Origin of the sequence: Nocardioides panacisoli (assembly GCF_039537325.1) — a bacterium.
GTDB classification, from domain to species: Bacteria; Actinomycetota; Actinomycetes; order Propionibacteriales; family Nocardioidaceae; genus Nocardioides; species Nocardioides panacisoli.
The window spans coordinates 78,502-104,448 of the sequence record NZ_BAABAH010000016.1; the positions used below are offsets into that span (position 1 = coordinate 78,502).

At 70.3% G+C, this 25,947-nt stretch carries 25 protein-coding genes and 1 pseudogene; 2 read left to right on the forward strand and 24 right to left on the reverse strand.

The features are described 5' to 3' along the window. Positions 1–30 precede the first annotated feature (30 nt). From ABD709_RS18160 to ABD709_RS18195, 8 genes are all read right to left on the reverse strand, one after another. Positions 31–1,317 (reverse strand): ABC transporter ATP-binding protein, encoded by a 1,287-nt coding sequence (locus ABD709_RS18160; RefSeq protein ID WP_344778054.1) that lies wholly within the window; start codon positions 1,315–1,317, stop codon positions 31–33. Then, on the reverse strand, positions 1,314–2,372 hold the full coding sequence (locus ABD709_RS18165) for an ABC transporter ATP-binding protein (RefSeq protein WP_344778056.1): 1,059 nt from the start codon (positions 2,370–2,372) through the stop codon (positions 1,314–1,316). Before ABD709_RS18165 ends, ABD709_RS18160 begins: the two co-directional genes overlap by 4 nt. Then, positions 2,369–3,376 carry an ABC transporter permease gene (locus tag ABD709_RS18170; protein WP_344778058.1) on the reverse strand — a complete coding sequence of 336 codons (1,008 nt, stop codon included), beginning with the start codon at positions 3,374–3,376 and terminating at the stop codon, positions 2,369–2,371. The genes ABD709_RS18165 and ABD709_RS18170 overlap by 4 nt, the downstream gene beginning before the upstream one ends. Before the next feature lie 109 nt (positions 3,377–3,485). Next, entirely contained in the window at positions 3,486–5,270 is a 1,785-nt protein-coding gene (locus ABD709_RS18175) for an ABC transporter substrate-binding protein (RefSeq protein ID WP_344778060.1), read from the reverse strand. A gap of 68 nt (positions 5,271–5,338) precedes the next feature. Continuing rightward, entirely contained in the window at positions 5,339–6,349 is a 1,011-nt protein-coding gene (locus tag ABD709_RS18180) for an ABC transporter permease (protein ID WP_344778062.1), read from the reverse strand. Between the two features lie 177 nt (positions 6,350–6,526). Further along, entirely contained in the window at positions 6,527–8,311 is a 1,785-nt protein-coding gene (aspS, locus tag ABD709_RS18185; RefSeq protein WP_344778064.1) for an aspartate--tRNA ligase, read from the reverse strand. Beyond that, entirely contained in the window at positions 8,308–9,642 is a 1,335-nt protein-coding gene (gene hisS, locus ABD709_RS18190) for a histidine--tRNA ligase (protein WP_344778066.1), read from the reverse strand. The genes aspS and hisS overlap by 4 nt, the downstream gene beginning before the upstream one ends. Before the next feature lie 2 nt (positions 9,643–9,644). Continuing rightward, positions 9,645–10,358, reverse strand: coding sequence for an MBL fold metallo-hydrolase (locus tag ABD709_RS18195; protein ID WP_344778068.1), 714 nt, complete (start codon positions 10,356–10,358; stop codon positions 9,645–9,647). A 46-nt stretch (positions 10,359–10,404) separates the two neighbouring features. On the opposite strand from ABD709_RS18195, the gene ABD709_RS18200 reads away from it, so the two are divergent. Beyond that, complete coding sequence (locus ABD709_RS18200; RefSeq protein WP_344778070.1) at positions 10,405–11,631, forward strand: DUF349 domain-containing protein; 1,227 nt, start codon at positions 10,405–10,407, stop codon at positions 11,629–11,631. Positions 11,632–11,762: 131 nt separating this feature from the next. Here ABD709_RS18200 and ABD709_RS18205 read toward each other — a convergent pair whose 3' ends face one another. From ABD709_RS18205 to pdxT, 10 genes are all read right to left on the reverse strand, one after another. Continuing rightward, positions 11,763–14,105, reverse strand: coding sequence for a RelA/SpoT family protein (locus tag ABD709_RS18205; RefSeq protein ID WP_425575181.1), 2,343 nt, complete (start codon positions 14,103–14,105; stop codon positions 11,763–11,765). Positions 14,106–14,137: 32 nt separating this feature from the next. Continuing rightward, complete coding sequence (locus tag ABD709_RS18210; RefSeq protein ID WP_344778072.1) at positions 14,138–14,677, reverse strand: adenine phosphoribosyltransferase; 540 nt, start codon at positions 14,675–14,677, stop codon at positions 14,138–14,140. Between the two features lie 2 nt (positions 14,678–14,679). Beyond that, positions 14,680–15,936 (reverse strand): protein translocase subunit SecF, encoded by a 1,257-nt coding sequence (secF, locus tag ABD709_RS18215; RefSeq protein WP_344778074.1) that lies wholly within the window; start codon positions 15,934–15,936, stop codon positions 14,680–14,682. Next, positions 15,936–17,741: a protein translocase subunit SecD gene (gene secD, locus ABD709_RS18220; RefSeq protein ID WP_344778076.1), complete on the reverse strand. Its 1,806-nt coding sequence runs from the start codon at positions 17,739–17,741 to the stop codon at positions 15,936–15,938. Before secD ends, secF begins: the two co-directional genes overlap by 1 nt. Positions 17,742–17,743: 2 nt before the next feature. Beyond that, a complete protein-coding gene (gene yajC, locus ABD709_RS18225; RefSeq protein ID WP_344778078.1) occupies positions 17,744–18,109 on the reverse strand; it encodes a preprotein translocase subunit YajC in 366 nt (121 codons plus the stop codon). 152 nt (positions 18,110–18,261) lie between these two features. Continuing rightward, positions 18,262–19,332, reverse strand: coding sequence for a Holliday junction branch migration DNA helicase RuvB (gene ruvB / locus ABD709_RS18230; protein ID WP_344778080.1), 1,071 nt, complete (start codon positions 19,330–19,332; stop codon positions 18,262–18,264). After that, entirely contained in the window at positions 19,329–19,928 is a 600-nt protein-coding gene (ruvA, locus tag ABD709_RS18235) for a Holliday junction branch migration protein RuvA (protein ID WP_344778082.1), read from the reverse strand. The genes ruvB and ruvA overlap by 4 nt, the downstream gene beginning before the upstream one ends. Continuing rightward, complete coding sequence (ruvC, locus tag ABD709_RS18240; RefSeq protein WP_344778084.1) at positions 19,925–20,458, reverse strand: crossover junction endodeoxyribonuclease RuvC; 534 nt, start codon at positions 20,456–20,458, stop codon at positions 19,925–19,927. Before ruvC ends, ruvA begins: the two co-directional genes overlap by 4 nt. A gap of 85 nt (positions 20,459–20,543) precedes the next feature. Continuing rightward, positions 20,544–21,311, reverse strand: coding sequence for a YebC/PmpR family DNA-binding transcriptional regulator (locus ABD709_RS18245; RefSeq protein ID WP_344778086.1), 768 nt, complete (start codon positions 21,309–21,311; stop codon positions 20,544–20,546). A gap of 37 nt (positions 21,312–21,348) precedes the next feature. After that, entirely contained in the window at positions 21,349–21,924 is a 576-nt protein-coding gene (pdxT, locus tag ABD709_RS18250; protein WP_344778088.1) for a pyridoxal 5'-phosphate synthase glutaminase subunit PdxT, read from the reverse strand. Between the two features lie 90 nt (positions 21,925–22,014). Here pdxT and ABD709_RS18255 point away from each other — a divergent pair, with 90 nt between their 5' ends. Further along, a complete protein-coding gene (locus ABD709_RS18255; RefSeq protein ID WP_344778090.1) occupies positions 22,015–22,275 on the forward strand; it encodes a type IV toxin-antitoxin system AbiEi family antitoxin domain-containing protein in 261 nt (86 codons plus the stop codon). 30 nt (positions 22,276–22,305) lie between these two features. Here the strand turns inward: ABD709_RS18255 and ABD709_RS18260 are convergent, their stop codons facing one another. The 6 genes and pseudogenes from ABD709_RS18260 to ABD709_RS18285 all read right to left on the reverse strand — a co-directional run. Beyond that, entirely contained in the window at positions 22,306–23,235 is a 930-nt protein-coding gene (locus tag ABD709_RS18260) for a signal peptidase I (RefSeq protein ID WP_344778092.1), read from the reverse strand. After that, the gene (locus ABD709_RS18265; protein WP_344778094.1) at positions 23,232–23,852 is read right to left on the reverse strand and encodes a hypothetical protein; all 621 of its coding nucleotides are present in this window, start codon (positions 23,850–23,852) and stop codon (positions 23,232–23,234) included. Before ABD709_RS18265 ends, ABD709_RS18260 begins: the two co-directional genes overlap by 4 nt. Next, positions 23,845–24,483 carry an LPXTG cell wall anchor domain-containing protein gene (locus tag ABD709_RS18270; RefSeq protein WP_344778096.1) on the reverse strand — a complete coding sequence of 213 codons (639 nt, stop codon included), beginning with the start codon at positions 24,481–24,483 and terminating at the stop codon, positions 23,845–23,847. Before ABD709_RS18270 ends, ABD709_RS18265 begins: the two co-directional genes overlap by 8 nt. Further along, on the reverse strand, positions 24,480–25,016 hold the full coding sequence (locus ABD709_RS18275) for a signal peptidase I (protein WP_344778098.1): 537 nt from the start codon (positions 25,014–25,016) through the stop codon (positions 24,480–24,482). The genes ABD709_RS18270 and ABD709_RS18275 overlap by 4 nt, the downstream gene beginning before the upstream one ends. Positions 25,017–25,028: 12 nt before the next feature. Further along, positions 25,029–25,556, reverse strand: a complete 528-nt coding sequence (locus ABD709_RS18280; protein WP_344778100.1) for an alternate-type signal peptide domain-containing protein — start codon at positions 25,554–25,556, stop codon at positions 25,029–25,031. 150 nt (positions 25,557–25,706) lie between these two features. Then, a pseudogene (locus tag ABD709_RS18285) lies at positions 25,707–25,947 on the reverse strand (pyridoxal 5'-phosphate synthase lyase subunit PdxS); the annotation flags it as partial.

The following is a 25,947-nucleotide window of genomic DNA, read 5'->3' on the forward strand; positions in this document are numbered from 1 at the left end:
AACCAGCGCGCCCGAGCGCGCGAGCCGGGCTCAGGCCCGGCCGATGGACCGGTTGTCGAGGTCGAACCAGGTGTCGGAGTAGCCGGGCTGCTGGATCAGGTCCGTGGTCGGCGACGCGCTCGGGTCTGGCTGTCCGTGCGCGTCGACTCCGAGCAGGCGCGCGGTGAAGGGCTCGCGGGGGTGCTCCCCGAGCCGGCCCGGGAAGTGGCACGCCACCTTGTGCCGCTGGCCGATCTGGATCAGCGGCGGCTCGTGACGTGCGCAGATCTCCTGCGCCAGCGGGCAGCGGGTGCGGAACCGGCACCCCGACGGCGGGTTGATCGGGCTGGGGACCTCGCCCGTGAGGCGGATCCGCTCGCGCCGTCCGCCCGTCGCTGCCTGCTTGACGTCGGGCACGGCGGACAGCAGCGCCTGGGTGTAGGGGTGGTGGGCGCCGGAGTAGATGCTCTCGCGGTCGCCGATCTCGACGATCTTGCCGAGGTACATGACGGCGACCTCGGGACAGAAGTGCCGGACCACCGCCAGGTCGTGCGCGATGAACAGGAACGCGATGCCGAATTCCTTCTGCACGTCCTGGAGCAGGTTGATGACCTGCGCCTGGATCGACACGTCGAGGGCGGAGACGGGCTCGTCGGCGACCATCAGCTTCGGCTGGAGAGCCAGGGCACGGGCGATGCCGATCCGCTGGCGCTGTCCGCCGGAGAACTCGTTCGGGTAGCGGTTGTAGTGCTCCGGGTTGAGCCCGACGACCTCCAGCAGCTCCTGCACGCGGCTCAGGACCTGCTTCTTCGGCACCACGTTGTGGACGCGCAGCGGCGTGCCGACGATGGTGCCGACGGTGTGCCGCGGGTTCAGCGAGCTGTAGGGGTCCTGGAAGATCATCTGGATCTCCTTGCGCAGCGGCTTGAGCTCGCTGTTCCCCATCTTCGCCAGGTCGGCACCCTCGAAGCTCATCGAGCCGCCGGTGGGCTTGTAGAGCCGGGTGATGAGCTGACCCGTCGTGGACTTGCCGCAGCCCGACTCCCCCACCAGGCCCAGGGAGCTGCCCTTCGGCACCACGAACGAGATGCCGTCGACCGCCTGCACCTGCCCGATGGTCCGCCGCAGCAGCGACGTCTTGATCGGGAAGTACATCCGCAGGTTCTCGACCGTGAGGACCGGCTCGGCGGTCAGGTCGAGCTCGGACGCGGCGTGCGCCTGCGCCACTACCTCCTCGAACCTCGGCGTCACCTCGGCCGTCGCCAGGCCTGCGGCATCGGACTCGGGGGCCTCGACGGGCGCGTCCGGAACGGTCTCGCGCTCGGACTCGGGGCTCATGGCATCTCCTTGACCAGCTCGGGCGCGATCTCCGGCAGCACCTCGGTCGCATAGATCGCATCGGGGTTGGGCAGGTGGCAGCGCTTGACGTGGTCACCGCCGCGGCCCGCCGGCGTCAGCGCCGGGAGCGTGGTCGAGCACAGGTCACCGGGGACCTTGTCCCTGTAGAGGCAGCGCGGGTGGAACGAGCAGCCGCTCGGCGGGGACAGCAGGCTCGGCGGGTTGCCCGGGATCGGGATCATCCGCGCGCTCGTGTCGGCGGTGACGTCCGGGACGCTGGACAGCAGGCCCCAGGTGTACGGCATCTCCGGGTGGGTCAGGATGTCCGTGCACGGTCCGTACTCGACTGCACGACCGCCGTACATCACGAGCACGTCGTCCGCCATCTCGGCGACCACGCCGAGGTCGTGGGTGATGAGGATGACCGCCGAGTTGAACTCGCGCTGGAGGTCCTGCAGCAGGTCGAGGATCTGCGCCTGGACGGTGACGTCGAGCGCCGTGGTGGGCTCGTCGGCGATCAGCAGGGACGGGTCGTTGATCAGGCCCATCGCGATCATCGCGCGCTGCCGCATTCCGCCGGAGTACTGGTGCGGGAACTGGTCGATCCGCTGGTCCGGCTGCGGGATCCCGACCCGTTCGAGCATCTCGATCGCTCGGGCGCGCGCCTCGCGCTTGGTGGCCGACGGGTGGTGGACCAGGTAGGCCTCGGTCAGCTGCTTGCCGACCTTGTAGAACGGGTGCAGCGCGGCGAGGGCGTCCTGGAAGATCATCGCGACCGCGTTGCCGCGCAGCTCGCGCATCTTCGACTCCGACAGGCCGACGACCTCCTTGCCGCCGACCCGGATCGATCCGTCGATCCGCGCCGTGCGGGCGTCGTGCAGGCCGAGGACGGCCATGCTCGACACGGACTTGCCGGACCCGGACTCGCCCACGATGCCCAGCGTCTTGCCCATCTCGACGCTGTAGCTGAGGTCGGTGACCGCCTGAACCAGACCGTCGGCCGTCGGGAACCTGACCGTCAGGTCCTCGACGACAAGGAACGGTTCGTCGCTCATCCAAGCCTCACTCTCGGGTCGAGCCAGCTGTACACGATGTCCACCAGGATGTTGCCGACCACCACGAAGACGGCCAGCACGAGTGAGGTCGCCTGCACGACGGGAAGGTCCTTGATGTAGGTCGCCTCCAGGCCCCACTTGCCGATGCCGTCGAGCTGGAAGATCTTCTCGGTGAAGACCGTGCCGGCCAGCAGGAACGCGAAGTCGATGCCGAAGATCGTCACCACCGGGACGAGCGCCGCGCGGAGCGCATGCCGGATCACGATCACGCGGGCTGTGAGCCCCTTGGCCTTCGCCGTCCGGACGTAGTCCTCACTCAGCGCCTCGACCATCGAGCCGCGGGAGAACCTGGTGTAGGAGGTGGCGCCGTAGACACCCAGCACCAGCCACACCAGCAGCAGTCCGGAGAACCACTTGACGGGGTTGTCGGTGATCGGGTGGTAGACGACGTCGGGGAACACATGGGTGCTGATCGTCAGCAGCAGGAAGGCCAGCAGCGCGACCAGGTAGTAGGGCACAGAGCTCAGCACCAGGGTGCTGCTCACGAGCATCCTGTCTGCGAGCGTGCCTCGTCTTCGGGCCGCGAGGACGCCGACGGTCACGCCGACGAGGAGGTAGAGGAAGGCACCGCCCACGGCGATGCTGAGGGTCACCGGGAAACGGGTCTTGAGCTGGTCGGTGACCAGGGTCCGGTCGCGGAAGGAGAGGCCCAGGCACGGGGCCGGGCAGTCGTACGCGGTCTCCCCCACCGTGATGGTCCGGCCGGCCACGAGGCCCTTGGCCCACTTGCCGTACTCCTCGTACACCGGGTTGTTGTAGCCGAGCCGGTTCTCGACCTCGACCAGCTTGGCGCTGGTCGGGCCGCACCGGTTGTTGGTCTCGCGCCGGCACAGCTCGAGCCCGGGGTGCTGCGGCCCGTAGAAGAAGAGGAGGTACACGAGCATCGACACGAGAACGATGATCAGGCTCCCGGACAGGATGCGCTTCACCAGGAAGGAGAACATGCGTGGATGGACCTCTCTCGGACCGGTCTTGCGGTGCCGGGCTGGGCGGGGTCGATGACCCCGCCCAGCCCGGTCCAGTGCGGGCTACCGCGTTACGACAAGCGAGCGATCACTTGACGTAGGTGGTGCGGTAGTCGGGCGCGCCGCCAACGGTGGTGTCGTTGTTGAAGCCACCGATGCCGGAGCCGACTCCGAAGATGCCCTGGTAGTACCCGACGTTGATCACCGGCTGGTAGTCGGTCATCACCTTCTGCTCCAGCTCACCCCAGGCGTCGGCCTGCTGGTCGACCGGGAGCGTGCGGATCTCGTTCATCTGGTCGTCCACCGAGCTCTCCGAGAAGTTGCCGGTGTTGTACGCGGCGCCCGTCTCGAGGATCGGCGGCAGGAACGTCGCCGGCGACGGCCAGTCCTGGCACCAGGCGGTACCGAGGAGGTTGATCTTCTTGTAGAGCTTGTTGTTCGGGTCGGTCCAGACGTCGTACAGGCTGCCGGCCGTGTACGGGTACATCTTCACGCTGAACCCGGACTTCTCGTAGCCGAGCTTGCGCTGCTCGGCGCCGGCCTTGCCCTGCGGGGTCGTCGCGTCGTAGACGAACGAGACCTCGTACTCGCCCGGGTCGTAGCCGGCCTCCTTGAGGAGCTGCTTCGCGTGCTCGGGGTCGTACTGGATCGTCTCGCCGTCGATCTCCGGGTTCCACGCCTTGCGACCGGCCATGCCCGGGGGCAGGAGGCCGAAGCCGAGCGTGTCGTCGGTGACGCCGTTCGCGCGGGTGACGCCCGGGAGCTCGCCGGCCGCGGACCAGACGTCCTCGTACGGGTAGGCGAAGGCGAGGGCCTGGCGGACCTGCAGCTCCTTGACCTTGTCGTAGTTCGGCATCACGAACGAGGTGCACGGCTGCGGGCCGACGATCATGTTCTGGTCGTTGCCGGCCTGCTTGGCCGCCGTGTAGTCCTGACCCTCGACGTTGGTCACCAGCGTGGTGCTGCCGGAGTCGCTCTCCACCGTCTTCGCGGCGACCGTCGGGTCACCACCGAACTCGAAGGTGAAGGTGTCGGCGTACTGGTGCCGCGCCGGGTCGGTGGCGGGGTCCCACTGGTCGTTCTTCACCAGCACGAGCTTCTGGTTGGGCTCGTAGGACTGGATCTTGTAGGGGCCGGTCGACAGCGGCTTGAGGCCGTAGTCGGGCGCCTTCGCGTCGAGCGGCACGGGGCCCATCGCCGGGAAGATGCCGTAGTAGTCCATCTCCGGGAACGGCTTGGCCATCTTGAGGGTCAGCGTGTTGCCGTCGACCTGGATCGCCGGGAAGTCCTTGGCGCCGCTGGCGTAGGGGCCGTTGTACTTGTCGCCGCCGAGGAAGTAGGGCTTGGAGTAGGACGTACCGGGGCCGGTCGCGAAGGTGTCGGCGTCGAACGAGCGCTCCATGCCGAACTTGACCTCCTCCGCCGTCACGGGGTCACCGTTCTCCCACTTGATGCCGTCCTTGAGCGTGAACTTCCACTCGGTGAAGTCCGAGTTCGGCGTGCCCAGGTCGGTGGCGAGGTCGGGGACCAGCGTGTACTCCCCGGTGTCGGGGTCCTGCTGCCACGTGGTCAGCGAGCGGAACAGGAGGTCCTGCGCGATCGCGTTGTCGGTCACGGACCACAGACCCGCGGGGTCCAGGCTGGTCGGGCCGTCGTCGGGGTCGGGGGCGAGGACGGTGATGTCGCCACCGGTCTTCGCTCCGGGCACCTCGGGCGCCGGGCCCTTGGCGTCGGGGTTCTTGCCGCCGGCACCCTCGACGTTCGTGAAGCCGTCCGACTTGTCGTCACCACCACCGCTGCCGCCACAGGCAGCGAGCGTGAGGGCGAGCGCGGCGGCACTGATGCCGGCGACGAGCGCCTTCTTCCTTCTCATGTATCCAGCCTTTCCCATTTGGTGTTGTTGCCCCGGGAACCTGCCCGTGGCGACAGTTGTGAGCCCGTCTAGCGACGGGTCTTGGGGTCGAACGCGTCGCGCACCGCGTCGCCGAGCAGGTTGAGCGCGACGACGAGGATGGCGATGCCGAGCACCGGCTCGAGGAGGTACTGCGGGTAGGTCTCCCAGTACTTCGTGGCGGCGTTGATCGTCACGCCCCAGGACTCGCGTCCGGTGACGCCGATGCCGAGGTAGGACAGGCCGGCCTCGAGAGCGACGAACGTCGGCAGGCCGAGCGAGATCGACACGATGATCGGGGCGAGCAGGTTGGGCAGGATCTCCTTGAAGAGCACCTGCCAGGTGGGCACCCCGATCACGCGGGCGGCCTTGACGAACTCGCGCTCGCGCAGGGCGAGCGCCTCACCGCGGACCAGGCGCGCGACGGTCATCCAGCCGAAGAACACCAGGATCGCCACGAGCACGTAGAAGCTGACGACGGCGAGCTTGTCCGGCTCGGTGGCGTAGCGCTCGTTGAGGATCGGCGCGACCGAGAGCGCGGCGAGCAGGAACGGGAACGTCAGGAACAGGTCGATGAAGAACGAGATGATCGTGTCGACGATGCCGCCGAGGAACCCGGCGAGCAGGCCGAGGACGATGCCGATGGCCGTCGAGCCGACGGTCGCGACGGTCGCGAGGTAGAGCGACGTGCGACAGCCCTCGATCCACACGGCGAGGTTGTCGGTGCCGTCGCCGGGAGCGACGCCGAACGGGTGGTCGGGGTCGAAGCCGTGGTTCGGCGGGCCGATCTTCGGCAGGCCGGTGACCAGGTCGACCCGCGTGCTCGCCAGCACGGTGTCCGTGGAGACGCCGAACAGCTTCTCCAGCAGCGGCGCGAAGACGGCGACCACGATGAAGAACAGGATCACCACGACGCAGATGACCGCGACCGGGTCCTTGCGCAGCCGGTCGAAGGCGATCCGGGTCGGGGACCGACCGGCGATCTCCTTGCGCTCGACCTCCGAGCCGGGACTGGTTGCCGCATCCTCGTGACTCGAGAGGTCGATCACCGGCAGACTCATGCCCATCCCTTCGTTCCCGAACGCGGCCGCGGGGACGTGCCGCACGGCACCGCGCAGCGGCGCCGTGCGTGACTCTAGGCGAGCGAAAGCGTGTTCGGGATCACCCTGCGGTAACGATCTGGTCTCGGTGCCGTCGTCCGGTGGACGTCCTGCCTCGCTGGAAGGCGTCCGCCGAGGTCACTGATCGGAAGGGACATCCTTCGCCGGAACGGCGTCCACGCCAGCTTCCTTGCGCTGCTCGGGGGTGATCGGAGCCGGGGCGGACGTCAGCGGGTCGAGGCCGCCTCCGGACTTGGGGAAGGCGATCACGTCACGGATGGACTCGGTGCCGGCCAGCAGGGCGACGATCCGGTCCCAGCCGAACGCGATGCCGCCGTGCGGCGGCGCGCCGTACTTGAACGCCTGGAGCAGGAAGCCGAACTTCTCCTCGGCCTCGGCCTCGGAGATGCCCATCACCTCGAAGACCCGCTTCTGGATGTCCTCGCGGTGGATACGGATCGAGCCGCCGCCGATCTCGTTGCCGTTGCAGACGATGTCGTAGGCCCAGGCCAGGGCGTTGCCCGGGTCGCGGTCGAAGGCGTCGAGGTCCTGCGGGCTCGTGAAGGCGTGGTGGACCGCGGTCCAGGCACCGCTGCCGACCGCGACGTCGCCGGCGGCGGTCGCGTCGTCGGCCGGCTCGAACAGCGGGGCGTCGACGATCCAGACGAACGCCCAGGCGTCCTCGGCGATCAGGCCGCCGCGGCGGCCGATCTCCAGCCGGGCCGCCCCGAGCAGGGCGCGGCTGGGCTTCGGCAGGCCGGCACCGAAGAAGATGCAGTCGCCCGGCTTCGCGCCGACGTGCGCGGCCAGGCCGGCCTTCTCCTCGTCGGTGATGTTCTTGGCGACCGGTCCGGTCAGCTCGCCGTCCTCCTGGACCAGGACGTAGGCGAGGCCCCTGGCACCGCGCTGCTTCGCCCACTCCTGCCAGGCGTCCAGCTGCTTGCGGGGCTGGCTCGCGCCGCCCGGCATGACCACGGCCCCGACGTACGGCGCCTGGAACACCCGGAACGGGGTGTCCTTGAAGTAGTCGGTGCACTCCACGAGCTCGAGGCCCATCCGCAGGTCGGGCTTGTCCGAGCCGTAGCGGGCCATCGCCTCGGCATAGGTCATCCGCGGGATCGGCGTCTCGATGTCGTGGCCGATCAGCTTCCACAGCGCGCCGAGGACCTCCTCGGAGAGGGCGATCACGTCGTCCTGGTCGACGAAGCTCATCTCGACGTCGAGCTGGGTGAACTCGGGCTGCCGGTCGGCGCGGAAGTCCTCGTCCCGGTAGCAGCGCGCGATCTGGTAGTAGCGCTCCATCCCGGCGACCATCAGCAGCTGCTTGAACAGCTGCGGGCTCTGCGGCAGCGCGTACCAGCTGCCGGGCTGCAGGCGCGCCGGCACCAGGAAGTCGCGCGCACCCTCGGGGGTGCTGCGGGTCAGCGTCGGCGTCTCGATCTCGACGAAGTCGTGGCCGTCGAGGACGTCGCGGGCGGTCTTGTTGACCCGGCTGCGCAGCCGGAGGGCGGCGCCCGGCGCCGTGCGGCGCAGGTCGAGGTAGCGGTGCTTGAGCCGCACCTCCTCCCCAACGTCGACGTGGTCGCTGATCGGGAACGGCAGCGGCGCGGCCGCCGAGAGCACCTGGACGCCCTCCTCGCCGGCCAGGGCGACCACCTCGACCTCACCGGTCGGCAGGTTCGGGTTCTCGTTGCCCTCGAGACGACGGGTGACCTCGCCGGTGACCTTGAGGCAGTACTCCGCGCGGAGCGCGTGCGCGACGGTCTCGTCGCGGATGACGACCTGGACCACCCCGCTGGAGTCGCGCAGGTCGATGAAGGCGACCCCACCGTGATCGCGCCGGTTGGCCACCCACCCGGCGAGGGTGACGGTCTGGCCGACGTTCGCGGCGCGGAGCGCGCCGGCGTCATGGGTGCGGATCACTGGTGGTTCTCCTCGGTGTTGGTGATGATCGCGGGTCGCAGGTCCTCCGCCGGAGGCTGCCACGTCGCGGGGTCGGCGGCCACCTGGGCTCCGGACCGGATGTCCTTCACCTCGGCGCCGAACCAGACGTACGGGATGCCGCGGCGCTCGGCGTACCTGATCTGCTTGCCGAACTTGGCGGCGCTCGGCGAGACCTCGCACGGCACGCCGCCGGCCCGCAAGGCCGTGGCGATGGCGTCCGCGTCGCCGCGGGAGTCCTCGTCGGTGACGGCGACCAGGACCACGCTCGGCACCGGCCGGCTGCCGGACAGGACGCCGTCAGAGATGAGCGGGATCAGCGACCGTGAGACCCCGAAGGACACGCCCACGCCGGGGTAGGTGGTGCGACCGTCGCTGGCGAGCGCGTCGTAGCGTCCCCCGCCGCCGACCGACTTGAGCCGCTCGTAGCCGGCCATGAAGATCTCGACGACGGTACCGGTGTAGTAGTCCAGGCCGCGGGCGATCCGCAGGTTCGCCTCGACGGTGACGTGCCGCCGCTCCTCGGCACCGCAGCCCTCCACGACGGCCGCCAGCTCGGCCAGGCCCTCGTCGAGGAGCTCGTCCTCGACGCCGAGGTCGCGGACGGCGTCGACGAACGTGGTGTCGGGCACCCGGATCGTGGCCAGCTCGAGGCAGCGTCGCGCCTGCTCGGGCGTGGCGCCGGCGTCGCGGACCAGCAGCGCGGCCACCTCGTCCGCCGGCAGCTTGTCGAGCTTGTCGATGGTGCGGATCGCCGTGGTGAGGTCGGGCAGCCCGAGACCGCGGTAGAAGCCCTGGATCAGCTTGCGGTTGTTGAACTGGAAGCTCAGCGCCGGGAGGGGCAACGCGTCGAGCGCGTCCACCATCACCCGCATCACCTCGACGTCGTGGTGGAAGGGCAGCTCGTCCCTGCCCACGATGTCCACGTCGGCCTGCGTGAACTGGCGGTAGCGGCCCTCCTGCGGCCGCTCCCCCCGCCAGGCGGGCTGGATCTGGAAGCGACGGAACGGGAACTCGAGGTGGCCCGCGTGCTCGAGGACGTAGCGCGCGAACGGGACGGTCAGGTCGAAGTGCAGGCCGAGGCCGCTGTCGCCCTCGCCCTCCCCGGCCTGGAGCCGGCGGAGGACGTAGATCTCCTTGTCGATCTCACCGCCCTTCGCGAGCCGGTCGAGCGGCTCGACGACGCGGGTCTCGATGTTGGCGAAGCCGTGCAGCTCGAAGGTCCGCGAGAGGGACGCGATCACCTCGCGCTCCACCACGCGGGCGGCAGGCAGCAGCTCGGGGAACCCGCTGAGCGGGGTCGGCTTCGGCACGGTCAGAGTCCTCGGGTCACTCGGGCGGCGGAGCCCTGCTCGGCCAGGTCGAGCAGGAACGGGTTGGTCGCGCGCTCGCGGCCGATCGACGTCTGCTCGCCGTGGCCGGGAAGGACCACGATGTCGTCGGCGAGGGGCAGCACCTTCGTCGCCAGGCTGCGCAGCATCGTCGGGTGGTCGCCGCCCGGAAGGTCCGTGCGGCCGATCGACCCGGCGAAGAGCAGGTCGCCGGAGAACATGACCTCGCTGATCTCGGCGCGGTCGTCGTACGGCGTGCGGAAGGTGACCGACCCCGCCGTGTGGCCGGGCGTGTGGTCGACGACGAACCGCAGGCCGGCGAGCTCGAGCTCGGCCTCGTCGGCGAGCTCGCGGACGTCGTCGGGCTCGCTGAACTCGTACTTGCCACCCAGCAGCATCCCCGCGGTCTCGGCCGAGATGCCGGCGAGCGGGTCGGCGAGCAGGTGGCGGTCGCCGGGGTGGATCCAAGCGGTGGCGTCGTAGCTGCCGGCCACCGGGGTCACCGAGAACATGTGGTCGACGTGCCCGTGGGTCAGGAGCACGGCGACGGGCTTGAGGCGGTGCTCGCGGACGATGTCGGCGATGCCGGGCGCAGCGTCCATGCCGGGGTCGATCACGACGCACTCACTGCCCGCGGCGGTCGCCGCGACGTAGCAATTGGTGCCCCACGGACCGGCGGGGAAGGCAGCGATCAGCACCAACCCAGCCTATCGGCCGCGCGCATCTCCTTTAGAGTGGCCCACTGTGACCTCCAGCGAGTGGGGACGGGTCGGCGACGACGGCACCGTCTATGTGAAGACAGCCGACGGCGAGCGTGCTGTCGGGCAGGTGCCCGACGTGTCTCCCGACGAGGCGATGGCCTTCTTCACCAAGCGGTACGAAGCGCTCGCGGTCGAGGTCGACCTGCTGCACCGCCGGGTCAATTCCGGCGTGATCTCCCCCGACGAGGCGGCCACGACGATCCGCACCGTGCGCGGCCAGGTCGCCGAGGCCAACGCCGTCGGCGACCTCCTCGGGCTGTGCGCGAAGCTCGACGAGCTGCTGCCGGTCATCGCGGCGCAGCGCGAGTCGCGCCGCGCGGAGAAGGCCAAGCGCCAGGGCGAGGCTCGCGAGGAGAAGGAGAAGCTCGCCGCCGAGGCCGAGAAGATCGCCGCCGGCTCGGACTGGAAGCACGGCGCCAACCGGCTGCGGGAGCTGCTCGACTCGTGGAAGCAGCTGCCGCGCATCGACAAGGCCGCGGACGACGCGCTGTGGAAGCGGTTCAGCTCGGCGCGGTCGGCGTACACCAAGGCGCGCAAGGCGCACTTCTCCGAGCAGGACGAGAAGCGCGACCAGGCGCGGGTCGTCAAGGAGCGGCTGGCGGCCGAGGCCGAGAGCCTCGCGGACTCCACCGAGTGGGGGCCGACCGCGGGGCGCTACCGCGAGCTGATGCGTCAGTGGAAGGCCGCCGGCCCCGCACCCAAAGCCGTCGACGACGAGCTGTGGAAGCGGTTCCGAGGTGCTCAGGACAAGTTCTTCGGCGCCCGCGACGAGGCGAACGCGGCGCTCGACGCCGAGTTCGCTTCCAACGCCGAGGTGAAGGAGACCCTGCTGGTCGAGGCCGAGGCGCTCGTCCCGGTCACCGACCTCGCCGCCGCGAAGGCCGCCTTCCGCGACATCGCCGACCGCTGGGACGCGGCCGGCAAGGTCCCCCGCGACCGGATGAAGGAGCTCGAGGGCCGGATCCGCGCCGTCGAGCAGGCCATCCGCCAGGTCGAGGACGAGCAGTGGCGCCGCTCCGACCCCGAGAAGTCCGCCCGGGCCGACGACATGGTCAGCAAGCTCGAGACCGCCATCGCCGACGCCGAGGCCAAGCTCGAGAAGGCCAGAGCCGCCGGCGACCAGCGCCGGATCAAGGAGCTCGAGGACAACCTCGAGGGCCGCCGCTCCTTCCTCGAGATGGCCAAACGAGCATCAGCCGACTACAGCTGAGGTTGATTCGAAGGCCTCTCGAGGTTGATTCGAAGGCCTCTCGAGGTTGATTCGAAGAAGGACGGCGTACCGAATCGCGAATCAACCCGGACAGACCCTCGATTCAACCCGGACAGACCCTCGATTCAACGTCACTGGGTGACGCGGTAGACGTCGAAGACGCCGGGGATGGAGCGCACGGCCTTGAGGACCGTGTCGAGGTGCTTGGCATCGGCCATCTCGAAGGTGAACCGGACCTTGGCGACCCGGTCGCGGGTGGTGGTCAGGTTGGCCGAGAGCAGGTTGAGGTGCGCGTCGGAGAGCACCATCGAGATGTCCGACAGCAGCCGCGAGCGGTCGAGCGCCTCGACCTGGATGTTGACCAGGAACGTCGACTGGCCGGTGGGGGCCCACTCGACCTCGAGCACCTTCTCCGGCTGGGCCATCAGGCTGGCGGCGTTGGTGCAGTCCTTGCGGTGCACCGAGACTCCCCCGCCCTTGGTGACGAAGCCCAGGATGTCGTCCGGCGGGACCGGCGTGCAGCACTTGGCGAGCTTGACCCACACGTCCGGCGCGCCCTTGACGATGACCCCCGCGTCGGTGCCGGGCGCAAGGCGCGTACGGCGACCGCGGCCGGTGATGGTGACGGCCTCGGCGAGGTCCTCCTGCGCGCCCTCGTCGCCACCGTGCAGCTCGATGACCCGGCGCACGACGGTCTGGGCGCCGAGGTTGCCCTCGCCGACGGCGGCGTAGAGCGCGGAGACGTCGGCGAGACGGAAGTGCGTTGCGGCCAGGCTCAGCGAGTCGTGGCTGAGCAGGCGCTTGAGGGGCAGCCCCTCCTTGCGCATCAGCTTGGCGATCTCGTCCTTGCCGCGCTCGATCGCCTCCTCGCGCCGCTCCTTGGTGAACCACTGCCGGATCTTGGAGCGGGCGCGCTGGGACTTGGCGAAGTTCAGCCAGTCGCGCGACGGGCCGGCGGTCGCGGCCTTCGAGGTGAACACCTCGACGACGTCGCCGTTCTCCAGCGTCGACTCCAGCGGGACCAGCCGCCCGTTGACCCGCGCGCCGATCGTGTGATGACCGACCTCGGTGTGCACGGCGTAGGCGAAGTCGACCGGTGTCGATCCGGACGGCAGCGCGATGACGTCGCCACGGGGCGTGAAGACGTAGGTCTCGGTCTGGTTGATCTCGAACCGCAGGGACTCCAGGAACTCACCGGGGTCCTCGACCTCGCTCTGCCAGTCGAGCAGCTGGCGCACCCAGCTCATGTCGTCGAGGTCGGCCCGCTTGTCGGTGTCGGTGCCCGCGCGGCCGTCCTCCTTGTACTTCCAGTGCGCCGCGACGCCGTACTCCGCCCGCCGGTGCATCGAGAAGGTGCGGATCTGCATCTCGACGGGCTTGCCCTGCGGGCCGATCACGGTCGTGTGCAGCGACTGGTACATGTTGAACTTCGGCATCGCGACGTAGTCCTTGAACCGGCCGAGCACTGGGTTCCACCGCGAGTGGAGCACGCCGAGCACGCCGTAGCAGTCACGGCCCTCCTCGACGAGGATCCGGATGCCGACCAGGTCGTAGATGTCGGAGAAGTCGCGGCCGCCGACGATCATCTTCTGGTAGATCGAGTAGTAGTGCTTCGGCCGGCCGGTGACCGTGGCCTTGATCTTCGCCTCGCGCAGGTCCTTCTCGACCTGGGTGATGACCTCGGCCAGGAACTGGTCACGCGAGGGCGCCCGCTCGGCGACCATCCGGACGATCTCGTCGTAGATCTTGGGGTGCAGGGTCGCGAACGCGAGGTCCTCGAGCTCCCACTTGATGGTGTTCATGCCGAGCCGGTGGGCCAGCGGCGCGTAGATGTCGAGCGTCTCGCGGGCGGTGCGCTCCTGGGACTTCTGCGGCACGTACCGCAGGGTGCGCATGTTGTGCAGCCGGTCGGCGAGCTTGATGACGAGCACCCGGATGTCGCGCGACATCGCGACGATCATCTTCCGGATCGTCTCGGCCTGGGCCGAGTCGCCGTACACGACCTTGTCGAGCTTGGTCACCCCGTCGACGAGCAGCGCGACCTCGTCGCCGAAGTCGGCGCGGCACTCCTCGAGGGTGTAGGGGGTGTCCTCGACCGTGTCGTGCAGCAGGGCCGCGACGAGGGTGGGCTCGGTCATGCCGATGCCCGCCAGGATCGTCGTGACGGCGAGCGGGTGCGTGATGTAGGGGTCGCCGCTCTTGCGCATCTGCGTGCCGTGCAGGCGCTCGGCGGTGGTGTAGGCCCGCTCCAGCAGAGCCAGGTCAGCCTTCGGGTGGTTGGCGCGCACCGCGCGGAACAGTGGCTCGAGGACCGGGTTGGTGGTCTGGCCGCGGGTGCCCATCCGCGCGAGCCGGGCCCGCATGCCACGGCCGCCACCGGTCTCGCTGGTGACCGCGGGGGGCGGCGACGGGCGGTCCGGGACGGGCCGCGACGCAGCGCGCTGCCCGGCCGCCGGGGCCCCTTCCTCGGTCATCCACCCAGTCTAGTGACGGACCCGCAGGACGATCACGAGACGGCCAGGGCCGTCAGCGGCAGCCCGTCGAGGGCTTCCCTGCCGGCGAGGAAGGCGAGCTCGATCAGCACCGCCATGCCGACCGCCTCGGCTCCGCACCGGCCGACCAGCGCGAGGGTGGCGCGAGCCGTACCGCCGGTGGCGAGCACGTCGTCGACGACCAGCACCCGGTCTCCCGGCGCCAGCGCGTCGCGGTGGAGCTCGAGGGAGGCCGTGCCGTACTCGAGGTCGTAGCTGACCTGATGGGTCGCGGCAGGGAGCTTGCCGGCCTTGCGCACCGGCACGAACCCCACGCCCAGGGCGAGCGCGACGGGCGCCGCCAGGATGAAGCCGCGCGCCTCCATCCCGACCACCTTGTCGACCACCACGGTCCCGTCCGGCCCGCGGCCCGCCGCAGCGAGGCCGTCGACGACCGCCCGGAAACCGTCGTGGTCGGCCAGCAGCGGCGAGATGTCCTTGAACAGGATCCCCGGCTTCGGGAAGTCCGGGATGTCGCGGACCAGTCGTTCGATGGCGGCCGCCGCAGCCGTCACTGCTACTTCTTCCCTCGCTTGGACCGCGGGTCCCGGACCGGCTGGTTGCGGCCCGAGCTGCTGCTCGGCGCGACCGGCCGGTGCTGGGTCGGTACGGTGCGGCCTCGCCCGGCGACGGTGGGCGACTGTGCCGGCTGGACCGACTCGTCGTCCGTCTCCTCGACGTCGATCCGGAACGAGTCGTCGTCCTCGAGACCCTCGGGACCCGTCTCGCGGGCCGGCCTGCCCGCGGTGACGGCCGGGACGGCGGCGTAGCGGTCGGCAGCCTCGGCGCGCTGGCGGGCCTTCGCCCGGCGGGCCTGCTCCTGGACCTCGGTCTCGAGGCTCTTGAGGTTCACGATCACGCGGGGCGCGAGCATGACCGAGGAGTAGACGCCGGCACCCATGCCGACGAACTGCGCGAGGGCCAGGTCCTGCAGCGAGCTGGCTCCGAGCTGGACGGCGCTGACGTAGAGGATCGCGCCGATCGGGATCAGCGCCACGATCGAGGTGTTGATCGATCGGACCAGGGTCTGGTTGACCGCCAGGTTCGCGGCGTCGCCGTAGGACTGGTTGCGTCTGCGGAGCTTGGTGGTGTTCTCCTTGATCTTGTCGAACACCACCACCGTGTCGTAGAGCGAGAAGCCGAGGATGGCCAGCAGGCCGGTCACGGCCGCCGGTGTCACCTCGAAGCCCGACCAGGCATAGACGCCGACCGTGATGGCGACGTCGTGGATCAGCGCGATCAGCGCCGCGACCGACATCTTCCACTCACGGAAGTAGGCCCAGATGAAGATGACGACGAGGATCAGGAAGATCCCGACGCCGATCGCCGCGCGCTGGGCGACCTCCTTGCCCCAGCTGGGGCCCACGTCGGAGGTGGAGACGTCGTTGGGTGCCACGTCGGGGAACTGCTGCTCGATCACGTCCTCGACCTGCTGGCGCTCCTCCGGCGACAGGTTCTGCACCTGCACGGTGAGCGCCTGGTCACCCGCGGTCGTCACCACGGGCTGGTCGGCGTTCTCGATGTTCGCGGCGCCGATTGCGTCGCGCAGCGCGTCGGCGTTGTCCTGGCTCGCGTTGCCGGCGCCTACGGCGACCGAGAACGTAGTGCCGCCGGTGAACTCGACGCCGAAGTTGAGACCGCGTACGGCGAGGCCGGCGACGGCCGCCGCGACGATCAGGATGGTGACGCCGTACCAGAGCAGTCGGCGTCCGGTGAAGTCGATCGACTTGCGACCCTGGTAGAGGTCGTTGCCGAGCCGGGACATCTTGCCCATCAGGCTTCCCCTCCCACGACGCGGGTTCGCGGTGTGTCGGTGCCGAGCGTCTCCTTGCTGAGGCCGGACAGCTTGTGGCCGGAGTTGAACGCCTTGAACTGCGCCAGGTAGCTGACCATCGGCTTGGTGAACCAGAACAGCACGGCGAGGTCCACCAGGGTCGAGAGACCGAGGGCGAAGCCGAAGCCCTTCACCACGCCACTGGCGAAGATGTAGAGGACCAAGGCGGACAGCACGGAGACGGTGTTGGCCGCCATTCGGGTGACCCGGGCCCGGGCCCAGCCGGACTCGACGGCGACGCGCATCGATCTTCCTTCTCGCATCTCGTCACGGATACGTTCGAAGAAGATGATGAAGGAGTCGGCGGTGATGCCGACCGCGATGATCAGGCCGGCGATGCCGGGCAGGGTCAGGGTGAAGCCGGCGGCCTCGCTGAGCAGCAGCACCATCGCGTAGGTGATCGACGCCGCGACGAAGAGCGAGGCGACGACGACCAGGCCGAGGCCGCGGTAGTAGAGCAGGCAGTAGAGCATCACCAGCAGGACGCCGATGGCGCCGGCGGTCAGGCCCGCCTGCAGCTGGTTGCCGGCCAGGGACGGGCCGATCTCCTCGACCTTCGGGTCCTTGTCGAACGCGATCGGGAGGGCGCCGTACTTGAGGCTGTTGGCCAGGCTGGTCGCCGTCGTCTCGTTGAAGTCGCCGGAGATCTCGGAGCGACCGTCGTGGATGACGGCGTTCATCGTCGGCGCGGAGAGCACCTTGCCGTCGAGCACGATCGCGAACAGGCGGTTGGTGTTGACCAGAGCCTCCGAGATCTTCTCGAAGTCGTCCTCGGCGCCCGGCGAGCCCGGCGGGTTCGCCTTGTCCTTGTCGTTGCCCATGTCGATGGTGACGACCCAGTCGACCTGGTTCTGCGGGATCTGTGCGGCCGCGTCGGTGAGCTCGGTGCCCTCGATGACCGACCGGGACAGCAGGTACTTGATGACCGAGCCGCCGCGCACCTCGCAGGAGACCAAGGCGTGGTCGGGGGTGTCGACGGCGTAGGCGGCGACCTTCGGGTCCTTGGTCGTCGCGCCGGGCTTGCCCTTGGCGTCGACCACGTTGCCCTCCTTGTCGCAGGAGAGCGCGTTGTAGGCCGCGACGGCCTCTGCGTCGGGAGCCTGGGCCCAGTCGAGGCTGTCCTGGGTGGTCCACTCCTTTCCGTCACCGGCGGGGTCGGTCGTCGCGTCCGTCGAGGGCGAGGTCGAGTCGGACGGCTGGTCCGACCCGGAGTCGCCCGGCGTCGCGGACGCCGTGCCGGTCGGGGTGGCCGAGGCGGTCGGGCTCTGCGTCTTCTTGCCCTTACCACCCTTGCCCTTGTCGGCACCGAAGGGGGCCGCGCGCTGCAGGGTCGGCGTACCGCTCCCGCCGGCGCACGCCGTGGCGCTCGCACCCGGGTCGGCGTCCGCACAGGCGACCAGCCGGAACCGCAGCTGGGCGGTCCGCTTGACGGTGTCCTCGAGCTCGTTGCGGTTCTTGGTGTCGCCCGGCACCTCGACGACGATCTCGTCGCTGCCGGAGGTCGTCACCGACGCCTCGGAGACACCGGTGCCGTTGACGCGCTGGTCGATGATCTTGCGCGCCTCCTCGAGGTTGTCCTTAGAGGGGCTGTTGAGCGCCTTGAGGCTGATCCGCGTGCCGCCCTGGAGGTCGAGCCCCAGGGCCGGCTTCCAGGAGGCGGTGAGCGCCACCAGGCTGTAGAGCACGGCGATGCCGAGGAAGAAGATGACCAGGGTCCGGCCGGGGCTTGGTCGACGGGCGGCCATTCTCAGCGCTCCTCGGTGTCGGGCGCCGACGTGCCGTCGGCGGGGTCGGTGTGGGGCTCGAGGTCGTCGGCCTCGTCCGTCTCGTCAGGCTCGGTCTCGCCATCGCTGTCCTCGGGCACGACGACACCGATCGCACTGCGGGCGACCTTCACGTCGACGCCCGGGGCGAGCTGCACGAGCAGGTGCGAGTCGGCGACTCCGGTGACGACGCCGAAGATGCCGGACGTGAGGACCACCTCGTCACCGACGGCGATCGCGGACTGCATCTGGGTGGTCGCCTTCTGCCGCCGCGAGGCGGGCGCGATGACGAACAGCCAGAAGACCACCACGATCGCGATGATCGGGAGGAGCGACACGAGGTCTCCCACGAACAATTACCTCTCGAATGGATGCCAGTACGGCGCCGCGCGCACCTGTGCCCGAGCAGGTCGAACCGGTGGCGGCGAGCCGACGGGCAAGTGTAGCCGCGGACACACTCGTGTCCGGCATTCCCCCGCATCCGGCCCGGTCCGGGCCCGGCTCAATCCTCGAACAGGGTCGGGGACTCGGGCTCGGGCGGCGGCGCGGTGAGACCCAGGTGGGCCCACGCCGCCGGTGTCGCCACCCGCCCGCGCGGGGTCCGGGCGAGGAAGCCGTTGCGCACCAGGAACGGCTCGGCGACCTCCTCGACGGTCTCGCGCTCCTCGCCCACGGCGACCGCAAGCGTGGAGACGCCGACCGGTCCCCCGCCGAATCGGTTGCACAGCACGTCGAGGACCGCCCGGTCGAGGCGGTCGAGGCCCAGCTGGTCGACCTCGTAGAGGTCGAGCGCCGCCTGGGACACCCCGCGGGTGACGACCCCGTCGGCCCGGACCTGCGCATAGTCGCGCACCCGGCGGAGCAGCCGGTTGGCGATCCGCGGGGTGCCGCGGGACCGCGAGGCGATCTCGGCCGACCCGTCGTCGGTGAGGTCGACCTCCAGCAGGCCCGCCGAGCGCCGGATGATCCGGTCGAGGTCCGCCGGCTCGTAGAACTCCAGGTGGGCGGTGAATCCGAACCGGTCCCGCAGCGGCCCGGGCAGCAGACCGGCCCGCGTGGTCGCGCCGACCAGCGTGAACGGCGGGATCTCGAGCGGGATCGCCGTCGCGCCCGGCCCCTTGCCGATGACGACGTCGACCCGGAAGTCCTCCATCGCGAGGTAGAGCATCTCCTCGGCGGGACGGGACATCCGGTGGATCTCGTCGACGAAGAGGACCTCGCCCTCGTTGAGGCCCGAGAGGATCGCCGCCAGGTCCCCCGCGTGGGTGATCGCCGGGCCGCTGGTGAGCCGCAACGGGGTGCTCATCTCATGGGCGATGATCATCGCCAGCGTGGTCTTGCCGAGGCCCGGAGGCCCGGAGAGCAGCACGTGGTCGGGCGCCTTCCCGCGCTGGCGCGCCGCCTCGAGCACCAGGCCCAGCTGGTCGCGGACCCGGACCTGGCCGACGACCTCGTCGAGACTGCGCGGGCGCAGGGCGGCCTCGACGGCCCGCTCGTCACCCTCGGCCTCGACGGCCGTGAGCGACCGGAGATGGGTCTCCTCGGCGTCGGTGAGCTCGTCGTCGGGACTCATGCCTTGCTCAGCGTCCTCAGGGCTGCGCGCAGCAGCGCGCCGACGTCGGGCCGGTCACCGGCGTCGGCCGCGACGGACTCCACCGCCTTGTCGGCGTCCTTGGCGTTGTAGCCGAGACCGATCAGCCCCTGGGCGACCTGGTCGCGCCACGGCGCGGCGGCGGCCGACGCAGCCGGCGTCCCGGCGGTCCCGGTGGGCGCGCCGACCCGGTCCTTGAGCTCGAGGATGATCCGTTGGGCGCCCTTCTGGCCGATGCCGGGCACCTTGGTGAGGGTCTTCACGTCATCGGTGGCGATCGCCGTACGGACACCGTTGGGCGAGAGTACGGCGAGCATCGCCTGGGCGAGCTTGGGCCCGACGCCGGAGGCGGTCTGGACGAGCTCGAACATGCTCCGCTCGTCGTCGTCGGCGAAGCCGAACAGCGTCATGGAGTCCTCGCGGACGACCAGGCTGGTCGGGAGGTTCGCCTCCTGGCCGGTGCGCAGGGAGGCGAGGGTGCCGGGCGTGCACATCAGCTCGAGCCCGACTCCCCCGACCTCCACGACGGCACTGGAGAGGGTGAGCGCGGCGACCCGGCCGCGGACGAACGCGATCATCGTGCTGCCTTCCTGGCGGTCCCTGCCGCGGCGAGCGCCGCGTCGATCCGGGCCTGGGCGCCCCCGCGCCAGATGTGGGTGATCGCCAGGGCGAGCGCGTCGGCGGCGTCGGCCGGCTTCGGCGCCTGGTCGAGGCGCAGGATCCGGGTCACCATCGCGCCGACCTGGGCCTTGTCGGCCCGCCCGTTCCCCGAGACCGCCGCCTTGACCTCGCTGGGCGTGTGCAGCGCGATCGGGAGCCCTCGTCGCGCGGCGCAGACCATCGCGATCCCGGCCGCCTGGGCGGTGCCCATGATCGTGCTGACGTCGGAGCGCGCGAAGATCCGCTCGATCGCGACCGCGTCGGGCCGGTGCTCGTCGAGCCGGGCCTCGATCCCCTTCTCGATGAAGACGAGACGCTCGGCGACGGACCACTCCGAGGGCGTGCGGATGACGCCCACGTCGACCAGCCGCAGCGGCCGGCCGAGGCCTCCGTCGACCACGCCCGTCCCGCACCGGGTCAGGCCGGGGTCGATCCCGAGCACCCGCATCGCACGCTCCTCACCTGTCGAACACGTGTTCGCAGGCTAACGAACCGACCCGACCGATCCGGGCGTGACACGCGGGGCGCGCGGTCTATGCCTCGACCTGCTCCATGACGTCGTCGGGCACGTCGACGTTGGCGAAGACGTTCTGCACGTCGTCGAGGTCGTCGACCGCGTCGATCAGGCGGAAGACCTTGCCCGCCGCGTCCGCGTCGGCGACCGGGATGTCCATCGAGGCGACGAACTGGACCTCGGCGGAGTCGTAGTCGATGCCCGCCGCCTGGAGCGCCGTGCGGACGGCGACCACGTCGCTGGACTCGGACTGGACCTCGAAGCTGTCGCCCAGGTCGCTGACCTCCTCGGCGCCGGCGTCGAGGGTGGCCTCGAGGACGTCGTCCTCGGAGACGTCCCTGCCCTCCTGCGCCTTCGGCACGACGACGACGCCCTTGCGGTTGAACAGCCTTGATACCGAGCCGGGATCGGCCATGGTGCCGCCGTTGCGGGTCACCGCGGTGCGGACCTCCATCGCGGCCCGGTTGCGGTTGTCGGTGAGGCACTCGACGAGCAGCGCGACGCCCTGCGGCCCGTAGACCTCGTACATGATCGTCTCGTAGTCGACGGCGCCACCCTCGAGCCCGCCGCCGCGCTTGACCGCGGAGTCGATGTTCTTGTTGGGGACCGACTGCTTCTTGGCCTTCTGGATGGCGTCGTAGAGCGTCGGGTTGCCGGCGGGGTCCGGACCGCCCATCTTGGCCGCGATCTCGATGTTCTTGATCAGCTTCGCGAAGAGCTTGCCCCGCTTGGCGTCGATGACCGCCTTCTTGTGCTTGGTGGTCGCCCACTTGGAGTGGCCAGACATCCCGTCCCTACTTCCGCTTCGACAACAGCGACGGATTCTATCCCTGCACCAGATCGAGGAAGAGCCGGTGGATCCGACCGTCGTCGTCGACCTCGGGGTGGAACGAGGTCGCCATCAGGTGCCCCTGGCGTACGGCGACCGGGTGCCCCGACGCCTCGGCGAGCACCTCGACGTCCGGCCCGACCTGCTCCACCCAGGGCGCTCGGATGAACACCGCGTGCACGATGCCGTCGACGCCTTCCATCGACAGGTCGGCCTCGAAGGAGTCGACCTGCCGCCCGAAGGCGTTGCGGCGCACGGTCGCGTCGAGCCCGCCGATCGTCTCCTGCCCTGCCACGCCGTCGACGATCCGGTCGGCGAGCATGATCATCCCCGCGCAGGTGCCGAACGTCGGCATGCCGCCCTTCACCCGCTCCCGCAGCGGCTCGAGCAGGTCGAACGTCCGGGCGAGCTTGGCCATCGTCGTCGACTCGCCGCCCGGCAGCACCAGCCCGTCGCACCGCTCGAGCTCGGAGGGCCGGCGGACCGCGAAGGCGTGGACACCGAGGCGGCTCAGGGTCTCGAGATGCTCGCGGACGTCTCCCTGGAGGGCGAAGACTCCGATCGCTGGCACAACCCAACGTTAGTCGTCGCCTGCCCGGCGACTTTCCACAGGTCATGGGTGCTCGGTGTCCGCCGGTCCACGTCCGGGCAGCTGTCCTGCATGGAGCCGATCCAGCACATCCTCGACGAGCAGGACGGCGTCTTCTCCCGGGTGCAGGCGGCCGGGGCCGGCCTCGACGCGACCGCGGTCAAGCGGCGACTTCGGCGTCGCGAGTGGGTCGCGGTGCACGCCGGCGTGTACGTGAGCCACACAGGTCCGCTGACCTGGCGACAGCGGGCGTGGGCGGCGGTGCTTGCTTGCTGGCCCGAGTGTCCCGCGGACGGAGAGCACGATCGGGGTATCGGCGGTCAAGCAGGTTGACCGCGGGTTCCCCGACGAGCCGCCCGCGCCTCAGCTGCAGAGACTGACCGCCGCGACGGTGTAGGTGCGCTGGTTCGACGCGGCCGAGGTCCAGGTCGTCGACCCGAAGTCTCGCAACGCCTTGACCGTCGCGGTGCCGCCGGTGATCACAGCGGTGATCGTCTTGGTGGTTCCGGCGACCGCGTAGGTGGTGCCCCCCGCGGTCAGCTGGTAGCCCGTCGCACCGGAGACGGCCGTCCAGTTGAAGGTGACGGACAGGAGCCCGAGCGCTCCACAGCTCAACGTGGGCGCCGGGACCGTCGTCGAGACGAACGCCGACCCTGTCACGTCGACCGGATCCGTCCACGGAACCACCGCCCCCGACGCCGGCCCGGTGACACCGACGGCAACAGCCATCGTCGCGCCGGTGACGACCCCTGCACGCGCCCTGCGGCGCGACCTGTGGCGGCGACGAGGTGCAATGTCCCCGCCGCCTCCCGTCCCGCCCGGACCACGGACGACCAGGGCGAGCAACCCGGCCGCCGCCACTCCCAGCACGAAGATGCCGAGCGGGCTCTCCGCTGCCGCGACGACGCGCCCTACCCAGGGGAGGACCACGATCACGCGATCCGCCTGCGTGACGCGGTAGTGCTCGGCGTCCGGGCCCTCGTTGGCGTCACCCTGGAGGGTGAGCGTCGCCTCGTCGCCCTGGTGCTGGATGTCGACGACGCGGTGGGTGACGCGCGCACCGCCGCTCGTGCGGACCGACACGATGTCGCCGACCGCAAGGTCACGCGCCGACACCGACCGCGCAAGCGCCAGGTCGCCGGTGTGGATGGCGGGCGTCATCGATCCGGACCGGAACAGGAGCGGGCTCACGCCGACCAGCGGTCCGAGGACGACCAGCACGACGCAAGCCGCGCCGAGCAGCGCGCCGACCGTGAGCAGGCCGTTCGCGAGGCGTCGCAGCAGGGACCTCATGAGAGGTCCGAGGTGCCGGTCACGGTGAAGGTCGCGGTCGCGGTCTTGCCCTGGAGCGAGCTGGGAGCGGTGTCGGCCAGCTTGATCTGGAAGCACAGGGACTCGCTGCCGCTCGTCGCGGCGAGCTGTGCGGTCTGCGTCTTGGTCAGGATGACCGTCGACGTGGTCGCCGTGAGCGGCGTAGCCGACACCAGGGCGGTGCCGCCCGAGCAGGTGGCGGTTGAACCGGAGCCGGACACGGTGCCGCCGGACCTGATCGTGAGGAGCAGCCCGTCCGTCGCGGCCGTGCTGAACGCCGCTGCGTCGGTGCCGGTGAGGCCGCCGGTCATCGAGTACTTCGCCGGTGCCGTACCGACGTTGTTGACGGGCAGCACCTCCGCGGAGGAGCTGCCCGGCACCATGGCGCCCATGGCGAGGGTCGAGGTGGCCTGCGGGTCGCCGCCCTTGACGTTGATGTCGAGGGTGGCGGCGGTCAGGGTGGTGCCGGTGATCTGCACGTCGTCGGTCCAGAACGCGAAGGTCCCCGCCACTGCTGGTGTCGCCAGCAGCCCGAGGCACAACAGCGCCCTGATCCGCACCGAGCCGACCCGGGGCCGGTGCGCCGTGTGCCTACCCATGGGCCCGCTCCCGTCGCACGCGCACCACCAGGAGCGAAGCGCCGCTTCCCACCAGCGCCACGCCGACCAGTACCAGCCAGCTCTCGACGGCGGAGCCGGTACCGGGTAGGAAACCGCCTTGGGGGTGCGGGCCCGGGCCACCATCGCGGCCGGCCTGCGTCAGCCGCACCACGAAGTCGAGCGGGAGCCGGTCGACCCGGGACGCGTTGTCCGACGACCACCGGAAGCGCACCCGGACGTCGACCCGGACGGTGGCACTCCGCGCCATCGGTCCGTCCAACAAGGAGCCGGCATCCTGGCCGTTCTCCAGCGGCCGCCAGGCTCCGTGTGCCGCCCGGGCGCTGAGCGCGATGTCCTGGTCGGCGAGCAGGCGGTCCGGGTCACGGGTCTCCACGCCGATGGTGAGGTGGGCACCGGTCGGGCCCTGGTCGCGGACGTAGAACGACGCCGACCGCCGGTCGCCCGGAACCCAGTGCAGGCTCGGGTCCAGCAGGGGCCGGGTCACGTCGTTGCTCCAGTGGTGGCCGTCGATGCTGAGGCCCACGTCGTCCCCGGCCGCCGCGGGGGCAGCGCCGACCGCCGCGGACAGCACGGTTGCTGCCGCGACGCCGAGCGTTGCGCTGCTCCTCACGCGGGGACCTCCTCCTTGCGGGACCTGCCGTGCAGGGCTCCGGCGAACATCCAAAGGGCGTACGCCGTGAGGCCGCCCGCGACGACGTACACGGCTGTCTGGCGCTGAGAGCCGGTCAGGACCTCGTTGACGTACCCGAGGTAGGGCACCGAGTACCAGAGCCGGCCCTTCACCTGCACCGGCCGAACCGCCTTCTCGTCCGGTACGTCGTTGGCGTCGCCCTGCGTCGTGAACGTGGTGCGACCGCCGAGGCTGGTCGCCACCCGCACCACCCGGTGGGTGACGACCTCAGGCTTCCCCGACTCCAGCTGGTAGGTGACGACATCACCGACCGCCAGGTCATCGGGGTCGACGGGCTTGACCACCACCAGGGTGCCCGGCGGGTAGTGCGGGCGCATCGAGCCGGTGAGCACCGTGTACGGCGTGGCGCCTGCGAGCCGCGGCACCAGGACCGCAGCCGACAGCACCGCCGCCGCCCCGAGGATCACCAGCCAGGCGACGACTCGGCAGACCCACCCGAAAGCTGCACGCACGGCGGCTGAGGCTCAGGCGTGGATCTGCGTCGCCGTGAGCGTGATCGCGTCGAGCGTCTTGCTGGCCAGCTTCGTCGTGTTGTCACTCGACCCGGGCAGCGACACGGTGATGGTGATCGACAGCGAGTCGCCGGAGTTGGCCTCGGTGAACGTCCCTCCAGCGGCGAGCGCAGTCGTCGCGTCGGTGATGGACCCCACCGTCACCGTGAACGGTGCGATGTCCGCCGGCGCGCTGGCGACGATGGTGCCGCGCATGTGCTCCCCGGTCGCCGTCAGCGTCGTGGTGCAGGTCTCGGAGATCGTGTCGCCCGGGACGAGCAACGAGGTGCCCGGCGTGTACGCCGCTCCCGCGGTCGACTCACCCGAGTCGTAGGTCCATCCGCTGCCGCAGTCCGGTGCCGTGATGGACAGCGTGCCGGACTTGATCGCCCCGCCCGCGACGTCGTGGGCGTCGGTCCAGAAGGCGAGCGTGCCGGCACCGCCGAGCAGCAGAACGGCAGCGCCGCCGGCGGCCAGCGCCCCCTTGGTGGTCTTGTTCATGGTGTCCTCCCCAACCCTCGCGGGTCCCGGGACGAGAGTCCCGGTCCGCTCGACGGTAGGACCGCGCCGACGTGCGTCGGCCGGGTTCGGACCAAGTCCGCCCGATCGGTCGCGCGGGGTGGTCCGAGAGGACTAGGAGCGAGGTGGCGGCTACCAGCCGCGCTCGGCGAGGCGGTGCGGGGCGGGGAGGTCCTCGACGTTGATCCCGACCATCGCCTCGCCCAGACCACGCGAGACCTTCGCGACCACGTCGGGGTCGTCATGGAACGTGGTGGCCTTCACGATCGCCTCCGCACGCTGGGCAGGGTTCCCGGACTTGAAGATCCCCGAACCGACGAACACACCCTCGGCACCCAGCTGCATCATCATCGCCGCATCCGCCGGCGTCGCG